Genomic DNA, 19,662 nt, shown 5'->3' with positions numbered 1-19,662 from the left:
TAAATTTTAGTGTTAAAACAATCTTCCCGGATTCTTCTCTGCCCTCCACTGCTCTATAGGCATGCTGTAGAGCCATGAGGTCTTTTCTTCCTTACGCTCGACGAAATACACATACGAGATGTCGTTCTCTACGATATGTATATTATCATTTGGAGTAACCACAAGGAGCTGTAGATGGAGCTGTTTGCATAGGTCTATCAGATAGCGTGCCTTATCCTCGTCCTGTGCCTTGAAGGCTTCGTCTATGGCTATAAAACGGAAAGAATTGTCCTGCATTCCGCTCTTTGTCAGACCGAACTGATATGCTATGGCAGAACCGAGAATAGTATATGTAAGCTGAGCTTTCTCTCCTCCTGACAAGTGCCCCATGTTTTCGTATGTATTCTCCTTGTTTCCAGTATTGCGGTTGAATTCCTCAGCCTTATAAGTGAACCATGAACGCACATCCATCACCCTGTTTCTCCAGTCCTCATTTTCCAGACGTTCCATGAATGGCTGGATATGGTCGCGGAAATGAATCTTACGCCCGTCTATCGTAGAATTGATTTTCTGCACATTAGGCATAGCCTCATCCATCAGACGGCGGAACTCTCTGACCTCTTCATTTATCCTGGTCTGCATAACCAGCTGAATGTAAGTAGCAGGTTGTTTGCGGTAATCAATGCCATGGAGTGATTCGTTCAGCATACGGATATTGTCGTCTATCGCACTCTTCCAGTTGATGAAGAACATACGGAAGTCACCCACCTTGTCTGTAAGTGTTTTCTGCAGATAGTTGTCAAACTGCTTTTCGTATTTCGGTAGGTTTTCCTTCTGCAGACGGCGCAACATTTCCTGATACTCGTCTATAAGGTCGATATGGTCTGCATCAGGCAGGGCATTAACGTCCGAACGCCAGTCCTTGAACTTCTCGGTGATATATTCCGAAGGATATTTGAAATCACGGATATGGTTCTTCGCCTTGTCTTCCGCCTCACGCTTCTTATTAAACAGTTTATTACGTTCGCGGTCATTACGGCTGATGAATGACTTGTATTCCTTATCAAGATCTTCGTATGTACAGTTCTTCAGTTCTTCGTAAGCCTGCTCAAAGTCGGAAATAAGGATAGAACGCATTGATGAAATAGCCTTCTGACATTCTTCCATCTCATGTTTCGTTTCCTTTATCTTGGATTTGATATCCGAAATCTGGCTCACCTTGTCGCGTATCTCTTCCAGCGAAATCTTACGTATGGCCTGACGTACCTGTTCCAACTGTTTCTGCAGAGCCTGGATGGTATTATTGTTCTTTTCCAATTCAGCCTTGTCGGAAAGTTTCTCCTGCAGACGTGTGGCGTATTCTTTCCAGTTTACGGCATCGAAGTCCTTAAACATATCCACCAGTTTCTTGCTCATGTCGTAGTCATACTGGAGTTTCTGTTTCTCGGAATTTATATCATTCAGCTTGGCCATCAGCTCGATGTCTTTCTCCTGAAGTTCCTTTATCTCATGTTGAAGCAGGGCTATCTTGTCCTGATTATCCCATCCGAGGATATAATTTGCCTTGCTCACTACCTGAGGACGGTCGTCCTTCTCATGTCTGTCGTGCGAGAACTTAATAAGTCCCTCACGTGTAACAGCCTTTTCCTGATAGCGTTCGAACTCTTCAAGATTTTCTACGCACGCATAATTGTATTTCTGGAATATGGTATCGCGTATCCACTCCTCATATTCAGAGTCGGGACGTATTTCAATCTTGTCTAGCAGTCTGGCATCATCGGATGTGAATGTATCCATTCCTGCAAGCGAGTTGTAAGTACGATAGCGGTAATAAGTAATCCTACCCTTCAAGTCGTTAGAGTTAAGAAACTTATTTACCTCATGATAATACTGGTCAGGCACAAGCAGATGCAGTGCAAAGTTGTGAAGGATTTTCTCTATGGCACCCTCCCACTCCATTTCCGCAGGATTTACCCTTATCAGCTCACCGATGAAAGGTATCTCATCCTTTGTGGCTCCGGTATGTTCAAGAATCATTTCGCGTATCTCCGACTCACGTCCTGAAATATTGTTCTTGTTTTTCTTCAGAGAGTCAATAGTCTTGATATACTCATCTATTCTCTGACCAATATCTTTTCTTTCGTTTTCGAAAGTTATAGTCTCTCTGATTTTCTGCTCTATACCGGCATTCATGCCCTCCAGACGTCCGGCTACTGAGTCACGCTGACTTATGAAAGTATCCTTGTCGGGGTCAGTAGTGAGCGACAACACAGATGCCACCGAGTTATATTCATCCATACGAGACACGCGCTCGTCACGGAGTTCCTCCAGGCGCTTGATCTCCTGCTCCATTTCCTTTATCTTCCTGCCAACCTCATCATTCTCTATGGCAAGGGCTATGGAACGTTCGTCCTGACGCATTCTGTCCTCGTCGTCACGGAGTTTCTTTTCCTCTTTTTCAAGACGTTCCTGCTCCTGTTCCAAAGAATCCACACGTTCTTTACCCAGTTCGATAGTCTTGCGTGCAAACCAGTAATCAATGCTTTCCCTGTCCATGGAAAGCTGTTTGATTTTCTGGGCATATTCTTTTATCTCGTCTGCATATTCTGATATAGGTGTAAGCAACTCTATCTGCTTTCCTGCCTTTTCGATATTGGTCTTTGCCTCCATCAGAGTCTTGAAACTGTCTTTGAGCATTATGTACTGCGACTCTGCGTTCTGCTCTTCAAGCATATTGGTACGGATAAAGTCATCCAGGTCATCGAGCACCTTCACACCCACAATCTGATTGAACAGTGAAAGAGCCTTGACGGAACGCATACCGAAAAGCTGTGTGATGCGGTCGGCATAGCCTACAGGACCTTCAAAGAATTCCACCATAGTTCGGTTTCCTTTATGAGAGCTTTCCAGACGCCGGCGCCACATACCCTTTCCGTCGAACGGTTGGAAGTCAGTCTTTATATCCAGTTCGCAATGAGCCAGACCGAAGGTACGTCTTAACTCTCCGCCCGAAAACCAACGTACCTGAAACACAGTAACCACACGAGTATCGGTATTGGTAAAAGTGGCAAGAAGCACAGAGTATGCAGAATGATCGCGCAATGACTGTGTGCTGGCACCGCTTTCGCCATCGCGCTGTATGTTTCCGTAATTACCCAGAACGTATGTCTCCTCTGTTCGGTTACCTTTCTTCTCCACTCCCGACGACTGGTTATAGAACCTGTCCTTCTTGGCAGGTACCATCAGAGTGAGTAGAGCATCTATTATGGTACTCTTTCCCGAAGCGTTTGCTCCCGTAAGCAGGGCATTGTTTCCCTGGGGCTCCATACGGAAAATCCTTTCGTGGAATGTACCCCAGTTATATATCTCCATGTATTTCAGACGAAATCCCGACGTATCGGAACCGGTACTAAACAGACTCAACATATTCTTGCAGTTTATCCTTAAATTCTTGTAGTTTGTCCAATGTTACTTTCTCTTTAATTATTCTGTGAATCTGGTATGTATTCACATTGTCTCGCTTTATCAGTTTCAGATATCCCAGCGACACTATACGGTTGATATATGTGTCTATCTCGCTGAGTAACTTCACTCTGTTGAAACGCTCAGGAAGGAATATCTCTATTCGCTCCTTCAACTCGTCGGCACTGACAAAACGCTCTGTAGCATACAGCTCGTCCATATTGCTGTCGAACTCCTCAAGCATCTGTCTTAAGATTATCAGAATCACCGATATTTCGAAACCAAGCTGCTGGCGAGGAATAAGTCCTGTGGTCCTGTCCTCATCATCCACTATCTGTTTGATATATGCAAAACCTTCATCGCGCTTCACTATCAGCTCTATACCTATATTCATGAGATACTTGTTTATCTCCGACTGATAATTAAGGATATCCTCCCACGCGTTAGTATCTGTAGCCTCAACGGGACCTTTAAGCAGACGCACCACAGTACGTCCGTAAGGTGCTATTATAGAATCTATATTCATTTTAAGATAATAATTTCCGGTATTACTATTGATTTCTTCAGTTCACTGTTAAACGGTATGGTCTGTGTGCGTTCTGCATTGATGGTATGCCTGAATCCGCGTATCACACTGATATATCCGAACAGTTCTGCCAGTCCTTTCTCCAGACCTCCGCTCTCCTCTACCACGTCGGACAGAGAGACCTGCTTGCGTCGCTTCAACGAATCGTGTATTCTCTGTTTCAATATAGCGCGGTCAACACCATGACTTACAAACAGCTTATCGGCATGTTCTGCCTCGGAAATATCCGCACTTGCTATTTCTATCACATTGCTGTAGTCCACATCGTCAGTCTTTTCAAGTGTGAGCTTTCTCTCTATCGGCATGGATATTTCCGGCATAGTCTCCAGTTCGAGCGAAACATCAGGCTTGATGTTCCGGCTTGCCAACTGAAGTAGTACCGACTGAATATCCTGAATGACACGCTTCGATGCTGCAGACTGAGAGTTATTATTCTCGCAGATTATACGGCTCAGCTTCTCAGCCATCTTGTCGTTGGCCTGATATACTTTCTTTCCGCTGTTATAGAGATACTGCTTCATGTTCTTCAGGAACATATCTTCCTGACGGATCTGCGACGGATCGATGGAATGATACAAATCGTCAACCATATTATCCCATGCGTCCTGCATGGATGGTGTCATAAGGAAATCCCAAAAAGCATAGAAACTTTTTCCCTGCGAACTCTGCTGAAGCTTGTCAAGTGCATCGAACGTATATCCAAGAATATCACCTTTCGAAACGTCTCCCTCGGCGTGTTTCTGATATATGGATTTTGTAATGGACTTGAAATTATCTTCCACTTCCTTGAAATCGGAAAGAAGTTCCTTTGCCGTACGGGTAATGTCTCGGAAACGTGGAAGTACCTGATAGTCTTCATAGACCATTGCCGACTCGCCTGCTCTAAGGCTCTGGATCTGATGTTCTATCTCCAACTTTTTCTGCTCAAGCATTCGGATACGTTCTTCAGGGTCCTCGTTGGTAAACTCAACAAGTTCCTTTATCTGTCCGTAAAGGTTCATAAACTTCGACTCTGTTCCCACGAACTCATCCTTCTTCAGACTGAGAAGCCAGTCTATCACCTTGCTGGAATATGACGAAAGCTCGTAGAACACCTCGCCGCTTTCTTCCTGATAATTGCGGAGAAAACCTTTGTCCGTCCATTTCTGTATATACTTGTACGCCTTCTCGTCGTATGAGTCGAACACATTTATATCGTTCTCCTCATCCTTCTCCAGATTAATGGAAGAAAGATAATCTGAAAGTCGCATTTTCAGTGAATCATATGCCACAGGCTCTCTGTGCTTATAAAATGTTTCATACAGAAACAATACAATAATCTCCCTGTTTCGCAAACGCAAAAGTTCCGCGCATGGGGAATCGTTCAATATATCGGACAATAGCTGGGTTTCGGACATATTTTTTTATTCGAAATAAGTTATCATACAAAGTTAGCTATAAAATCCGACACTGCAATGAGAGAGGTATAAATAAAGGCATTCGCAAGCCTAAAATAAGATGTACTAACATTTAAAAAAAACGTGGGCAAACCTTGATTAAAATTTGCCCACATTTTAATATGAATTTGCCCACGTTTTTTTAAAAGGTTTCCTAAATGATTTATAACTCAATCAAAGTTATTTCACAACTTCACCTTTTTCATTGAACAACACTACTGATTCTTCACCTTCGGCATTAACCAGTGTTATCTGATAAACAGAAGTTCCGTCTTCAGCTGTTTCAACTGCAGCGGCTTTAATAGTAAAGTCCTTGTAACTATTTGCCAAAACATCCTGAACTGCTTTAGGCAAGTCTTTAACTTCAACAGGTGTAAAATCGTTTACATTTGTTACTGTTGTAACTTCAGTTGATGAAAGATTTGAAGCGAATGCAACTGTTGTTCCTAATCCCATTACCAATGCTAATGCAAAAAATACTCTTTTCATAATTCAATAGTTTTAAACGTTAAACAATTAATTTTGCCTTCGTAGAATTAAATGCAAAGTGCATGCCAAAGGCTCACACAATCATATTAAAAAGCTAATATTCAATCACTTAAAGCCAAACAGGAAATTTAAAGCATTGGAAATGGATAAATATATCTGGATAATTTTACACACAATATTGTGGAATGGGATTGTTTATGGGTAAAAATTACTCACAAGAACGGATATAAAAAAAGCCGCTTCAAAAGCGGCTTTTTTTATATTAAAATTTTAATCAGAATTCAGAAGTAAAGTGGAACTTGATGTGTTTGAAATCCATCTGTGCCATCTGCAGTACATATCCACTGTCTGCCAGGAACACGTCTCTTCCCTCGCGGTCCTTAGCCATATACTGGTATTTACGTTTCTTGAATGCTTCAAGTTCTTCAGGATCGTCACTTTCTATCCAGCATGCCTTGTAAAGACTTACAGGCTCCCAACGACACTTAGCATTATATTCATTTTCCAGACGGTACTGGATTACTTCAAACTGCAACTGACCTACAGTACCGATAATCTTGCGGCCATTGAACTGGTTGACAAAAAGCTGTGCCACACCTTCGTCCATAAGCTGGTCGATACCCTTGTTGAGCTGTTTTGTCTTCATCGGGTCGGCATTCTCGATATACTTGAACATCTCAGGCGAGAAGCTTGGAAGACCTTTGAAGTGAAGGTTTTCACCTTCAGTCAGTGTGTCACCAATCTTGAATGTTCCGTTGTCCGGCAAACCGATGATATCTCCTGCCCAAGCCTCATCCACTGTAGTCTTACGCTGTGCCATGAACTGTGTAGGCGAAGAGAAACGCATTGTCTTGTTGTGACGTACATGCAGATAAGGGGTGTTACGGGTGAACTTGCCTGAACATACCTTACAGAATGCCACACAAGAACGGTGGTTAGGGTCGATATTGGCCGTTATCTTGAAAATAAATCCTGTAAACTTAGGCTCATCCGGATTTACAGTACGTTCTACAGCTGTAACAGGACGAGGACTAGGAGCAATCTCTACGAAGCAGTCGAGCAATTCCTGAACACCGAAGTTGTTGAGTGCAGAACCGAAGAACACAGGAGCTACATCACCTTTAAGATATTCTTCTACATTGAATTCAGGATATACTCCATCAATCAGTTCAAGCTCGCCACGGAGTTTGTCTGCAAGATCATGACCTATATGATTGTCCAGTTCCTCTGTATTGATATCTACCTCTACCTTTTCTGTGACAACCTGCTTAGAAGGCTGGAAAAGATTCAGTTTCTGTTCATATATATTATATACACCGCGGAAACGTGGTCCACTCTCGATAGGCCATGTAAGAGGACGTACCTGAATAACAAGTTCTTCTTCAAGCTCGTCAAGCAAATCGAACGGGTCCTTGGCTTCGCGGTCCATCTTATTGACAAAGATGATAACCGGAGTGTTACGCATACGGCACACTTCCATCAGTTTTCTTGTCTGTGTTTCCACACCTTTCGCACCATCGACAACGATGATTACACTATCCACAGCAGTAAGTGTACGGTAAGTGTCTTCGGCAAAGTCCTGGTGACCTGGAGTATCAAGGATATTGACCTTATAGTCGTTATAGTCGAACTCCATCACGGATGTGGTAACGGAAATACCACGCTGCTTTTCGATGTCCATCCAGTCGGATGTCGCTGTTTTCTTGATTTTGTTTGATTTTACCGCACCGGCCACCTGAATCTGACCTCCGAAAAGCAACAGTTTTTCTGTCAACGATGTCTTTCCGGCATCAGGATGGGCGATAATGGCAAACGTACGTCTTCTTTCTATTTCCTGATTCATATATTTTATTTTATTTTTTTATTTCATCAATATCTCCATACACTCCTTAAGGCTGTCCATCCAGTATGGTATCTCTATTCCGTAGGTCTCCTTTATCTTAGTCTTATCAAGCACTGAATAATGAGGACGAGTAGCCTTTGTAGGATAATCCTCTGTATGCAGAGGTCTCACATTGCATCCCTGAATGCCTGCAATGGCATGGATAGCTTTGGTAAAATCGTACCATGAGCATACGCCTTCGTTGCTGAAATGATATACTCCCGGAACGATTCCCTTGTTTATGGCAGCGAATATTGCCACCGCAAGGTCGCGTGCGTATGTAGGAGTTCCTATCTGATCGAATATCACGCCCAAGGTATCTCTTTCTCTTCCCAGACGCATCATTGTCTTTACGAAATTATTGCCGAAAGAGGAATACAGCCATGCCGTTCTTATCACCATTGTTTCAGGACAATACTTGAATGCTTCCAGCTCTCCTCCTAATTTTGTCACACCATATACCGAATTAGGACATGTTTCAGCATCTTCACGGTATGGGATATGTGCGGTCCCATCGAATACATAATCTGTCGATACCTGAATCAAGTATCCGTTTCTTGCTTTAGCAGCCTTCGCCAGGAAGCCAGGAGCCTGCTGGTTAAGCATCTTGCAAAGTTCAACATTATCTTCTGCCTTATCGACTGCTGTATATGCCGCACAATTTACAATGATATCTATATCGTTGGACATTACAAAATCCATGACAGCCTTTTCATTGCAGATATCAAGTTCTGCCACATCAGTAAATAAGTATCTGTACTGCGGATATGACTCCGACAAAATACGCATTTCATTACCAAGCTGACCGTTGGCTCCTGTCACGAGTATATTTTTCATAACTCCAATTCTCCTTTCTTATCTTTTATATAATAGTCGGCAAGAATGGCCAGAAGGTCGCTTATCACCTTAATGGCCTTCTGTGTTTCCTCGCTTATCTCCTTTTTCTGAAGTTTCAGCATAAGTACGCCGTACATGGCATCAAAACATGTTTCCAGCTCCGGAACATCCTTATCCGCACCTTTTGCCCTGAGTTCAACTATAAAAGGAAGAGCCTTATAATACGCGGCACTATAATACGGATATTTTGGAGAACGGAGCAGCTGCAGATGAAGATCTGTAAGCCAGACTATTATATTCTTGTTTATCTGTACATGTCCTTTCTCCATAACACCCTCGTCGTGCATCATGTTTGCAAGGTCCTTATACCATTGGAACAGTGTTGCTTTCTGTTCATCCGTAACAGGATACGGGTCAACTATATCCTTTTTTATCCTGTCCAAGTCAAAATGATACGCACGAAGCAAATCTTCTATCTGCCACATATAAAGCAGATACTCAGCAATATTCTGCTGTTTTAACTGTTGAGAAATATACATATCAATATATTGAATTTCCTAATAACGCAAGTAATAAACCAATGATTGATGCCACTATGACTATAATGCCTATGACACGGTTAAGCACCCAAATGCCACGGACATTGAAATGATTGCGAACTTTATTGACAAAATATGTGATACTGAACCACCATGTCAGGGCACCTAAAATAATGGCAAGATATCCAACCAACTGAAAACCTACAGGACTTCCCGGCATGACAAAAGAAAATCGGGCGAAAAGACCTACAAAAAGAAAGATAATCAGAGGATTGGACAGAGTGACAAAAAATGCCGTAATGAAATTATGAAGGTATGAACCGCGTTTGCCGGACACCGGACGCAACGCTTTAACCGGATTACTACGGAATGTATATATACCGAAAGCCAGAAGCATTATACTACCTACTATCTGAAGAAAAGTCTGGTGTTTGATGATAAGCTCATCCATAAAGCTCATACCGTAACCGGTAATGAGTGAATATATTATATCGCTCAAAGCAGCTCCAAGACCGGTTACAAAACCGAACCAACGTCCCTTATTCAGTGTCCGCTGAATACAAAGCACGCCAACGGGTCCAAGCGGCGCAGAAACCACTATTCCGATGATAAAACCCTTAACTAATAAATCCAGTATAGTAACTTGCTCTAACCAATTCATAATGCAAAGATGATACTTTTTTGCGAAAGTACCTATAATTCATATAGATTTTCTTTCGTAAAAACGGGGTTTTATGTACCTTTGCAACATATTATATAATTACTTAATAAGTTTTTATTTGTTTTTAAAAGAAGGATATAACATATAAACATGTTATTCAAAACAATAGAACTTAAACACTCAAAAACAATATAATGTTATGATTCTATTTTTCAGAACACCAGGCAAAAGCGTGATTGCAACCGCATGCAGTCAGGAATTGAATGCTGAAGACATCAAGAAATTATGCTGGCTATACAGTGACGCCACTGTTGAATCAGAAGAAAATCTGAAAGGATGTTTCGTCGGTCCTCGTAGGGAGATGATTACTCCATGGAGTACCAATGCTGTAGAAATCACACAGAATATGGGTTTAAGCGGCATAAGACGTATTGAAGAGTATTTCCCTGTTAAAGATGAAAATGCTGAATACGACCCTATGCTGCAGCGTATGTATAAAGGTTTGAACCAGCAAATCTTTGATGTAAATATCAAGCCACAACCTATTATATATATTGAGAACCTGGAAGAATATAACGAGCAGGAAGGTCTGGCTCTTTCACGCGAAGAGATGGATTACCTCTTGAAAGTTGAAAAAGACCTGGGACGCAAGCTTACCGACTCAGAGGTGTTCGGTTTCGCACAGATTAACTCTGAACACTGCCGTCACAAAATATTCGGTGGAACTTTCATTATTGACGGACAGGAAATGGAATCATCATTGTTCCAGATGATAAAGAAAACTACAAACGAAAATCCTAACAAAATCATTTCAGCATACAAGGATAATGTAGCGTTTGCTGAAGGTCCTGTTGTAGAACAGTTCGCTCCGAAAGATCACTCTACTTCTGACTATTTCGTAATCAAAGATATAAAGACTGTTATCTCGCTTAAGGCTGAAACTCATAACTTCCCTACTACGGTAGAACCGTTCAACGGCGCATCAACCGGAACAGGTGGTGAAATCCGTGACCGTATGGGTGGTGGTAAAGGTTCATGGCCTATAGCGGGTACAGCCGTTTACATGACTTCCTATCCTCGTTCGGAAGAAGGACGTGAATGGGAAAACATTCTTCCTGTTCGTAAATGGTTGTATCAGACTCCTGAACAGATTCTTATCAAGGCTTCAAACGGTGCTTCCGACTTCGGTAACAAGTTCGGTCAGCCGCTTATCTGTGGTTCTGTTCTTACATTCGAACATCAGGAAAACAATGAGAAGTATGCCTACGACAAGGTTATAATGCTTGCCGGTGGTGTAGGTTACGGTACTCAGCGCGACTGTCTGAAAGGTAGTCCTGAAGCTGGTAACGAAGTAGTGGTTCTTGGTGGTGATAATTATCGTATCGGTCTTGGTGGTGGTTCTGTATCTTCTGTTGAAACAGGACGTTACTCTTCCGGTATCGAGCTTAACGCCGTACAGCGTGCAAACGCAGAAATGCAGAAACGCGCATACAATGTGGTTCGTTCACTTTGCGAAGAAGATGAAAACCCTATCGTTTCTATCCACGACCACGGTTCGGCAGGTCACGTAAACTGTCTTTCCGAACTTGTTGAAGAATGCGGTGGCCTTATCCACATGGACAAGCTTCCTATCGGTGACGAAACTCTTTCTGCCAAGGAAATCATCGCAAACGAATCGCAGGAACGTATGGGATTACTTATCGACGAAAAGGCAATAGAACATGTTAAAAAGATTGCAGAACGCGAACGCGCTCCTATGTATGTTGTAGGTGAAACTACAGGCGACCATCGTTTCGCATTCGAACAGGCTGACGGCGTCCGTCCATTCGACTTGGCTGTTGACCAGATGTTCGGTTCTTCACCTAAGACATATATGGTGGATAAGACAGTAGAACGTAAATATGAAAATGTAACATACGATGCGGCTAAACTGAACGAATACGTAAGAACTGTTCTTCAACTTGAAGCTGTAGCTTGTAAGGACTGGTTGACAAACAAGGTTGACCGTTCGGTAACAGGTAAGATTGCACGCCAGCAGTGTCAGGGTGAACTTCAGTTGCCTTTGAGCGACTGTGGTGTTGTCGCTCTCGACTATCGTGGAAATGCCGGTATCGCAACAGCTATCGGTCATGCTCCTCAGGCTGCTCTTGCCGATCCTGCCGCAGGTTCTGTTCTTGCAGTTTCTGAAGCTCTGACAAACCTTGTATGGGCTCCATTGGCAGACGGTATGGACAGCATTTCTCTTTCCGCTAACTGGATGTGGCCTTGCCGCTCACAGGAAGGTGAAGACGCAAGACTTTATACAGCAGTTAAGGCTTTGTCTGATTTCTGCTGCTCGCTTCAGATAAACGTTCCTACAGGTAAGGACTCTTTGTCAATGACTCAGAAATACCCTGACGGAGAAAAGATTATCAGCCCGGGAACAGTAATCGTTTCTGCCGGTGGCGAAGTAAGCGACGTGAAGAAAGTCGTTTCTCCGGTTATGGTCAACAAGGAAAAATCTACATTCTATCATATAGACTTCAGTTTCGATGAGTTGCGTCTTGGAGGTTCTGCTTTTGCTCAAAGCCTCAACAAGATTGGCAGCGACGTTCCTACTGTACAAAACCCTGAATACTTCCGCGACGCGTTCCTCGCTGTTCAGGAGCTTATCAATAAGGGTCTGATTCTTGCAGGTCACGATATTTCTGCAGGTGGTCTTATCACTACATTACTTGAAATGTGTTTCGCAAACACTGAAGGCGGTATGGAAATTGATCTTGACAAGATTAAGTCTGACGACATTGTTAAGATATTGTTTGCAGAAAACCCTGGTATCGTTATACAGGTTGCAGATAAGGACAAAGCTGAAGTCAAGAAGATTCTTGAAGATGCAGGCGTTGGCTTCGTGAAACTTGGTAAACCTTCAGAAGAACGTCATATCCTCGTTTCTAAGGATGGTGCTACTTACCAGTTCGGTATTGACTATCTGCGTGATGTATGGTATTCTACTTCATACCTGATGGACCGTCATCAGAGCATGAATGGATGTGCCAAGAAGCGTTTTGAGAACTACAAGCAGCAGCCTGTTGAATTTGCGTTCAATCCTTCATTCACAGGTAAGCTTTCTCAGTTCGGACTTAACCCTGACCGTCGTACTCCAAGCGGTATTAAGGCTGCAATCATACGTGAGAAAGGTACAAACGGCGAACGCGAAATGGCATATATGCTTTACCTGGCAGGATTCGATGTTAAGGACGTAACTATGACAGACCTCGTCAGCGGACGCGAAACATTGGAAGACATCAACATGATTGTGTTCTGCGGTGGTTTCTCTAACTCTGACGTTCTTGGTTCAGCAAAGGGATGGGCAGGAAGCTTCCTGTTCAATCCAAAAGCAAAAGCTGCTCTCGACAACTTCTATGCACGCCAGGATACATTGTCACTCGGTGTATGTAACGGTTGCCAGCTGATGATGGAACTCGGACTTATCACTCCAGAAGACAAGAAGAAAGGCAAGATGCTTCATAACGACTCACACAAGTTTGAATCCAACTTCCTCGGCGTTACAGTTCCTATGAACCGCAGCGTGATGTTCGGCTCATTGAGCGGTTCTAAGCTCGGTATCTGGGTAGCTCACGGAGAAGGCAAGTTCTCATTGCCTTACGATGAAGACCACTACAACGTAGTTCTGAAATATTCTTACGATGAATATCCCGGCAATCCTAACGGTTCGGACTACAGCGTAGCCGGTATCGCTTCACAGGACGGACGTCATCTTGCAATGATGCCACATCTTGAAAGAGCTTGCTTCCCATGGGAAAATGCTTATTATCCTGCAGAACGTCTTGGTGAAGACCAGATTACTCCGTGGATGGAGGCATTCGTAAATGCGCGCAAATGGGTTGAAGCAAACAAGAAATAACATTTAACATTTTGTTATTAATAATATCAAAAAGGTTTTTCCGGGTAAAATCGGGAAAACCTTTTTTTCGTTTTATTTTGTTTTCCAATCATTTTTAGCGACATTTGCAATGTATAACTTCATAATGCCATGCTTTATAGATTAATCCTTACATTTATCATACTTTTCTCATGTTTATCCGATTCATATTCCCAAATATACAAATATATTGATATGAAAGACGGCTTGAGCAGCCGCCGTGTACTGTCAATATGCCAGGGCAGTCAGGGATACATGTGGATTCTGACTCACAAAGGTATAGACAGATTTGACGGAAAAAATTTCAAGCACTATCAGCTTAAAAAAGATGGAAACATAGTGAATTTCTATCCGAATCTGAACATATTGTCAACAGACGGGAAAAACCGCCTTTGGGAAACCGGTAAAGACGGATATGTATTCAGGTATGACGGAATGAGGGATTCATTCAGTATGGTGTTCGATATGAAGAAGGCTTATCCGCAATACTCTGACCGGCCGGTATCAGCCGTCTGTATTGCGCACGATGAGATACTGATGGCTTGCGAAAATGACATAGTTATATATAACACGGAGAAGGATAGTGCGGCATGCATAAAACGTGTAATAGACGAAGACATTTCGTATATAACGGAGGCCGGGAATGACGGGGAATATTTTCTGGCATCGAAAAAGCAAATATATAAAATAAGTGTAGAAAACGACAGAACGACGGCGCAAAGGGCTGTGATAATTGACGGACTTGGACTGACAGACTACATATATTACCACAGAGACACAGAATATCTCGTTATAAACACCCTGACAGACGGTCTGTATGTGTACGACACCGCCGGGGAGGAACTCTTCAGTGTGGGAAAAATCCTGACTGACGTAAGCATAAACACTATCAAACCGTATGGAGGCTCGGGATGTGAGGTGCTGATAGCTACGGACGGTGACGGTGTCTACAGGCTGAACCTGAAGGACAGGACTTTCGGGAAGTTCCTGACAGAGGACTATTCTAGACTTAACAGAATGAACGGGAACATAATAAAGGACTTGTGTATTGACCATGACGGCAGAATATGGAATGTGATATATCCTACAGGTATCACTGTGTACACTGAGAAGTATCAGCCCTACGAATGGATAAGACATTCGAAGGATAACGGCAATTCGCTGGTGGACAACAGGATAAACGCTATAATAACAGACTCGGAAGGCGATGTGTGGTATGCTACAAGTAATGGTATAAGCCGGCATGACCGGTCGACCGGGAAATGGACGAACTATCTGTCTGCTTTCACTGAAGACTCTGAAAACGACAATCATATTTTCACTTCGCTGTGTGAATACAGGCCGGGGGAAATCCTGGCCGGGGGATATATGTCCGGAATTTACCGTATCAGCAAAAAAACAGGCAGAACGGAATATGCAATCAGGCTTGCAGCGGGGGACGGGGAGACTCCTGACAAATACGTGAGAAGCATAATCAGAGACTCGGACAATGTGGTGTGGGGAGGCGGGTTCCGCAGTCTGAGGGCGTACAGCGGGAAAAACAATCATACCAGGATCTATCCGTCGGCCTATCCCATAACGTGTATCAGAGAGAAGGACAGGACGTCTCTGTGGGTAGGCACGATAAACGGGCTGTACGTCTTCAACAAAAAAGATGAAAGGCTGGTGAAGTTTATGACTGAAAAAGAGACGGGCTGTATCAACTCTGTCTATACTACAGGCGACGGGAAATACACTCTGGCCGGAACCTACGGGAACGGACTGCTGATGATAGACAACGGGACGGGCAGCGTAAGACATTACACCACTACGAACTGCAGCCTGATAACGAACAACATCTACAACATAACGGAGAACAGGCATGGCGACATAATCCTGGGAACAGAGAACGGAATTTCGCTGTTCAATATGAAGGACAGCCTGTTCACGAACTGGACGGGCGAGCAGGGACTTGCGGCGTACAACTTCAATCAGGGGGCGGCGGTAAACACGGGGCGCGGGGAAATTATCCTGGGCAGCAACGAGGGTGCGATAGTGCTGGCAGACAGTATGCGCCTGCCGGGAAGGTTCTCGTCGCACATGGTACTGGACAACCTGAGCATTATGTACCGTCCGGTTTATCCCGGAGAAAAGGATTCGCCGCTGAGGAAGCATATAAACGAAACCTCTCTGCTGGAGCTGGACTACGACCAGAACACTTTCTCGATAAACGTATCATCTGTGAATTATGACAATCCGTCGAACATATACTACACGTGGAAACTGGAGGGTTTCTTCGACGAATGGAGCACACCAAGTGAGGACGGAATGATAAGATATACGAATATCTCTCCGGGCGAGTACAGACTGAGGATACGTGCCATTCTGCAGGAAAACAATCAGCTGCTGGAGGAAAGGAGCATAGGAATAGTGATTGACAGTCCGCTGTGGTCCACTCCATGGGCCATCATGCTGTATGTCGTATTCGTGGGCGGAGCGGCTTTCTCGCTCTACAGATACAAGATGATTAAAAAGGACAGACGCATTTCGCAGGAGAAGATAAACTTCTTCATACATACGGCCCACGACATACGTACTCCGCTTACGCTGATCAAGGCGCCTTTGGGGGAGATTCTTAAAAACGAGAAGCTTTCTAAAGAAGGTATGATGAACATAAACCTTGCGCTGCAGAACACGGAGAATCTGTCCGAACTGGCCGACAAACTGATGAACTTCCAGAAGGAAGAGCTCTACACCCAGCAGGCCAACGTAAGGAAATATGAACTGAACGCTTATCTGAAGGAGTATCTGGGACAGTTCGGCAACTATGCGCGGCAGCAGGGGGTAACGCTGGAGTATAAAAGCGGATTCGACTGTCTTGAGGTGTGGATAGACCGCAACAAGATGGACTCGATATTGAGGAACCTGATTTCGAACGCTCTGAAATATACTCCGAGGGGAGGAACGGTAAGCGTGAGTGCATCGCATAACCGGAAGAACTGGAACATCGACATATCGGACACGGGTATAGGCATTCCGAAGAAGGATCAGAAGAAACTGTTCAGATACATGTTCCGGGGCCGGAACGCCACCAACCAGCTTATCACAGGTTCGGGGATAGGTATGCTACTTACCTGGCGGCTGATACAAAATCATGAGGGACGCATCACATTCACCAGCGAGGAAAACACAGGAACAAGGTTTCATCTGTCGTTTCCGACGGACAGCAGGAAATATATCCATCACGACGATGACTACGTGACAGAGATTCAGGAGGTTCCCGCACAGGACGGATGGGCATATACCATAGCATCGCAGGACGAAGCCCTGAACGGCAATGTACGGGTTGCAGAAAAAAAAGCTCCTGAAAATGCTCCGCACGTGTTGATAGTGGAAGATAACGACGTATTAAGGAAATTCCTGGTACAGTCACTGGCTGATACATACCGCATATCGGAAGCCGAAAACGGAAAAGAGGCTTTGGACATTATAAGGAAGGTACAGCCTGACCTTATTATCTCAGACGTTATGATGCCTATAATGAACGGACACGAACTGTGCAGAGCAGTGAAAGGAAACATGGCAACAAGCCATATACCGTTCATCATGCTTACAGCTTTAGGAGAGAAAAAGGATATAATAGACGGATTGAAGACCAAAGCCGATCTGTATATAGTCAAACCTTTCGACATGACTCTACTGAAGGCTAACATCAGTAATGTACTTGAGAACAGAGACCTCGTAAGGAAAAGACTACAGGAACTGATAGTGTCATTACCTGTACGTAGTGAAGATATCCCGGAAAATGATAAATCTTCCGAAGATGAAGATATTCCGCAGATGGTTTCATCACTCGACGAGGAATTCATACGAAAAGTGACCGGCCTAATCAAGGATGGTCTGGGAACGGGATTGAACGTAGATACACTGTGCGCAGCTGTAAACATGAGCCGTACAAGCTTCTACAACAAGATTAAGGCACTGACCGGTGAGCCTCCTGCCGAGCTTATAAGGAACATACGTATGAAAGAGGCTGCCATACTGCTCAAGACACAGAAATACACAGTGTCCGAAGTATCGGATAAGCTAGGATTTGCCGATCCGAAATATTTTGCCGATACGTTCAAAAAGTATTATGGTGTTCCGCCACGCGACTATACGAAATCGATCAATAATTAAAAAACAAAAACATGCTATACCTTAAATATTTTATAATATTCTTCCGTATAGGATTATTCACAGTGGGAGGCGGATATGCCATGGTGCCTCTGATAGAAGCGGAGATAGTAGACAAACGAAAATGGATAAAAAAAGAAGAGTTCCTTGATCTTATGGCATTATCGCAAACCGTACCTGGCATCTTTGCCGTAAACATAGCTATCTTCATTGGCTATAAGTTGCGTAAGTTCTGGGGAGCTTTCTTCATGGCATTAGGAACAATCATGCCTTCGTTCCTGATTATTCTTGCCATCGCGCTTTTCTTCAGACAATTCCAACATCTGGAGCCAGTGGAACGTGTATTCAAGGGTATACGTCCGGGAGTAGTAGCTCTTATAGCCGCGCCAACCTTCAAAATGGCAAAAACCGCACGAATAAACAGATATAACATCTGGATTCCTGCGGTATCGGCATTGCTGATATGGCTTTTGGGATTTTCTCCAATCTACATTATAATACTTTCCGGTTTAGGAGGATACTTTTACGGACGCTATAAAAGAAAGACAGAAAGCCGGTCTACGCGAGAATAATCAGAGTTCTTGCCTTTCGGTTCTTGACATTAAATACTTAAACAACAATTAACGACATGATATTTCTACAACTTTTCTATACATTCTTCAAGATTGGTCTCTTCGGGTTCGGAGGAGGTTATGCCATGCTGTCGATGATACAAGGTGAAGTGGTGACACGCCATGACTGGCTCAGTTCATCCGAATTTACAGATATTGTAGCCATAAGCCAGATGACTCCCGGACCTATAGGTATAAACTCTGCCACATACGTGGGTTATACAGCCGTAGTCAATGCCGGTTACTCGCATGCAATAGGTATTCTCGGTTCGATAGTGGCAACCTGCTCGGTAGTTCTGCCATCGTTCATTCTGATGATTATCATAAGCAAATTCTTCCTTAAATATCAGAAGCATCCGGTAGTAGCTTCTGTGTTCGACGGTCTTCGTCCTGGAGTAGTAGGACTTCTTGCATCGGCAGCCCTGGTGCTTATGAACAGCGAGAACTTTGGTTCCGACACCTACAGCATAATAACCAGTGTAGCGATTTTCGCCTCAGTGTTTGTGGCTTCACATAAGTACAAGGTAAATCCCATACTTCTGATTGTTCTTTGCGGCATTGCCGGATTTATATTATACTAATCGTATTATGTTTGACACATGTCAAACGAATGGACGACAGGTGTCAGACAATCGTTTGACAAGTGTCAGTCGAGCGTTTGACACGTGTCAGACGAAACACAATCCTCAATATCATTTCATAATCCTACCAACAATCTATACTGAATTTATTATATCATCAGCCAGTTCGTTCTTCCAGTAAATATTCCTTTATAATGTTTAATCTACGAAAAACAGGTAAATAATTTCCAATTATAAGTTTTTTTCATACATTTGCGAAGACGTTTTGTTCCGATACGCCTATCCACAGGCTGAGGATGAAAAGGGAACCGGGTGAGAATCCCGGACAGTCCCGCTGCTGTAATCTCCATTAAAGAGGATTGCTTGATTATTCTTCTTACCACTGTCTGCCGCCAATGCCGGGACGGGAAGGTAAAGCATTCCGGAGTAAGTCAGAAGACCTGCAAAACGCTAATCATGCCGCACATTCTCGAGGAAAGGATGCTGACGGATACATGTAATTTTTTATGACTTTTTTTGAAG

Annotated in this window: 12 protein-coding genes and 1 riboswitch; of the genes, 4 read left to right on the top strand and 8 right to left on the bottom strand. The window is 43.5% G+C overall.

Annotated elements, in window-relative coordinates; all coding sequences use genetic code 11:
- Positions 1-12: 12 nt before the first annotated feature.
- The 8 genes from I6E24_RS04125 to I6E24_RS04090 all read right to left on the bottom strand — a co-directional run bounded on the left by I6E24_RS04125 (position 13) and on the right by I6E24_RS04090 (position 9,871).
- Positions 13-3,405 carry an ATP-binding protein gene (locus I6E24_RS04125; RefSeq protein ID WP_235326478.1) on the bottom strand — a complete coding sequence of 1,131 codons (3,393 nt, stop codon included), beginning with the start codon at positions 3,403-3,405 and terminating at the stop codon, positions 13-15.
- Complete coding sequence (locus tag I6E24_RS04120; RefSeq protein WP_235326476.1) at positions 3,389-3,967, bottom strand: DUF4194 domain-containing protein; 579 nt, start codon at positions 3,965-3,967, stop codon at positions 3,389-3,391. Before I6E24_RS04120 ends, I6E24_RS04125 begins: the two co-directional genes overlap by 17 nt.
- Positions 3,964-5,424, bottom strand: a complete 1,461-nt coding sequence (locus I6E24_RS04115; RefSeq protein ID WP_235326474.1) for a DUF3375 domain-containing protein — start codon at positions 5,422-5,424, stop codon at positions 3,964-3,966. Before I6E24_RS04115 ends, I6E24_RS04120 begins: the two co-directional genes overlap by 4 nt.
- 219 nt (positions 5,425-5,643) lie before the next feature.
- Positions 5,644-5,952 carry a hypothetical protein gene (locus tag I6E24_RS04110; protein ID WP_235326472.1) on the bottom strand — a complete coding sequence of 103 codons (309 nt, stop codon included), beginning with the start codon at positions 5,950-5,952 and terminating at the stop codon, positions 5,644-5,646.
- A 274-nt stretch (positions 5,953-6,226) separates the two neighbouring features.
- Positions 6,227-7,795, bottom strand: coding sequence for a peptide chain release factor 3 (locus I6E24_RS04105; protein ID WP_235326470.1), 1,569 nt, complete (start codon positions 7,793-7,795; stop codon positions 6,227-6,229).
- Positions 7,796-7,813: 18 nt separating this feature from the next.
- A complete protein-coding gene (gene rfbD, locus I6E24_RS04100) occupies positions 7,814-8,671 on the bottom strand; it encodes a dTDP-4-dehydrorhamnose reductase (RefSeq protein ID WP_235326468.1) in 858 nt (285 codons plus the stop codon).
- Positions 8,668-9,210, bottom strand: a complete 543-nt coding sequence (locus I6E24_RS04095; protein ID WP_235326466.1) for a DUF4924 family protein — start codon at positions 9,208-9,210, stop codon at positions 8,668-8,670. The genes rfbD and I6E24_RS04095 overlap by 4 nt, the downstream gene beginning before the upstream one ends.
- A gap of 1 nt (position 9,211) precedes the next feature.
- Positions 9,212-9,871 (bottom strand): LysE family translocator, encoded by a 660-nt coding sequence (locus I6E24_RS04090; RefSeq protein WP_235326464.1) that lies wholly within the window; start codon positions 9,869-9,871, stop codon positions 9,212-9,214.
- A 199-nt stretch (positions 9,872-10,070) separates the two neighbouring features.
- Between I6E24_RS04090 and purL the strand changes: the two genes are divergently transcribed.
- From purL to I6E24_RS04070, 4 genes are all read left to right on the top strand, one after another.
- A complete protein-coding gene (gene purL, locus I6E24_RS04085) occupies positions 10,071-13,775 on the top strand; it encodes a phosphoribosylformylglycinamidine synthase (protein ID WP_235326462.1) in 3,705 nt (1,234 codons plus the stop codon).
- 129 nt (positions 13,776-13,904) lie between these two features.
- Complete coding sequence (locus I6E24_RS04080) at positions 13,905-17,951, top strand: hybrid sensor histidine kinase/response regulator transcription factor (RefSeq protein WP_394800355.1); 4,047 nt, start codon at positions 13,905-13,907, stop codon at positions 17,949-17,951.
- Positions 17,952-17,962: 11 nt separating this feature from the next.
- On the top strand, positions 17,963-18,520 hold the full coding sequence (locus tag I6E24_RS04075; protein ID WP_235326458.1) for a chromate transporter: 558 nt from the start codon (positions 17,963-17,965) through the stop codon (positions 18,518-18,520).
- 56 nt (positions 18,521-18,576) lie between these two features.
- Positions 18,577-19,140, top strand: coding sequence for a chromate transporter (locus I6E24_RS04070; RefSeq protein ID WP_235326456.1), 564 nt, complete (start codon positions 18,577-18,579; stop codon positions 19,138-19,140).
- Between the two features lie 248 nt (positions 19,141-19,388).
- Positions 19,389-19,602, top strand: a riboswitch (cobalamin riboswitch).
- Positions 19,603-19,662: the final 60 nt, after the last annotated feature.

The sequence above is a fragment of the Bacteroides caecigallinarum genome, assembly GCF_021530995.1.
Lineage (GTDB): Bacteria > Bacteroidota > Bacteroidia > Bacteroidales > Bacteroidaceae > Phocaeicola > Phocaeicola faecigallinarum.
Note: the sequence above shows the minus strand (reverse complement) of the source record. Positions and strands in the feature narration are given on the sequence as shown.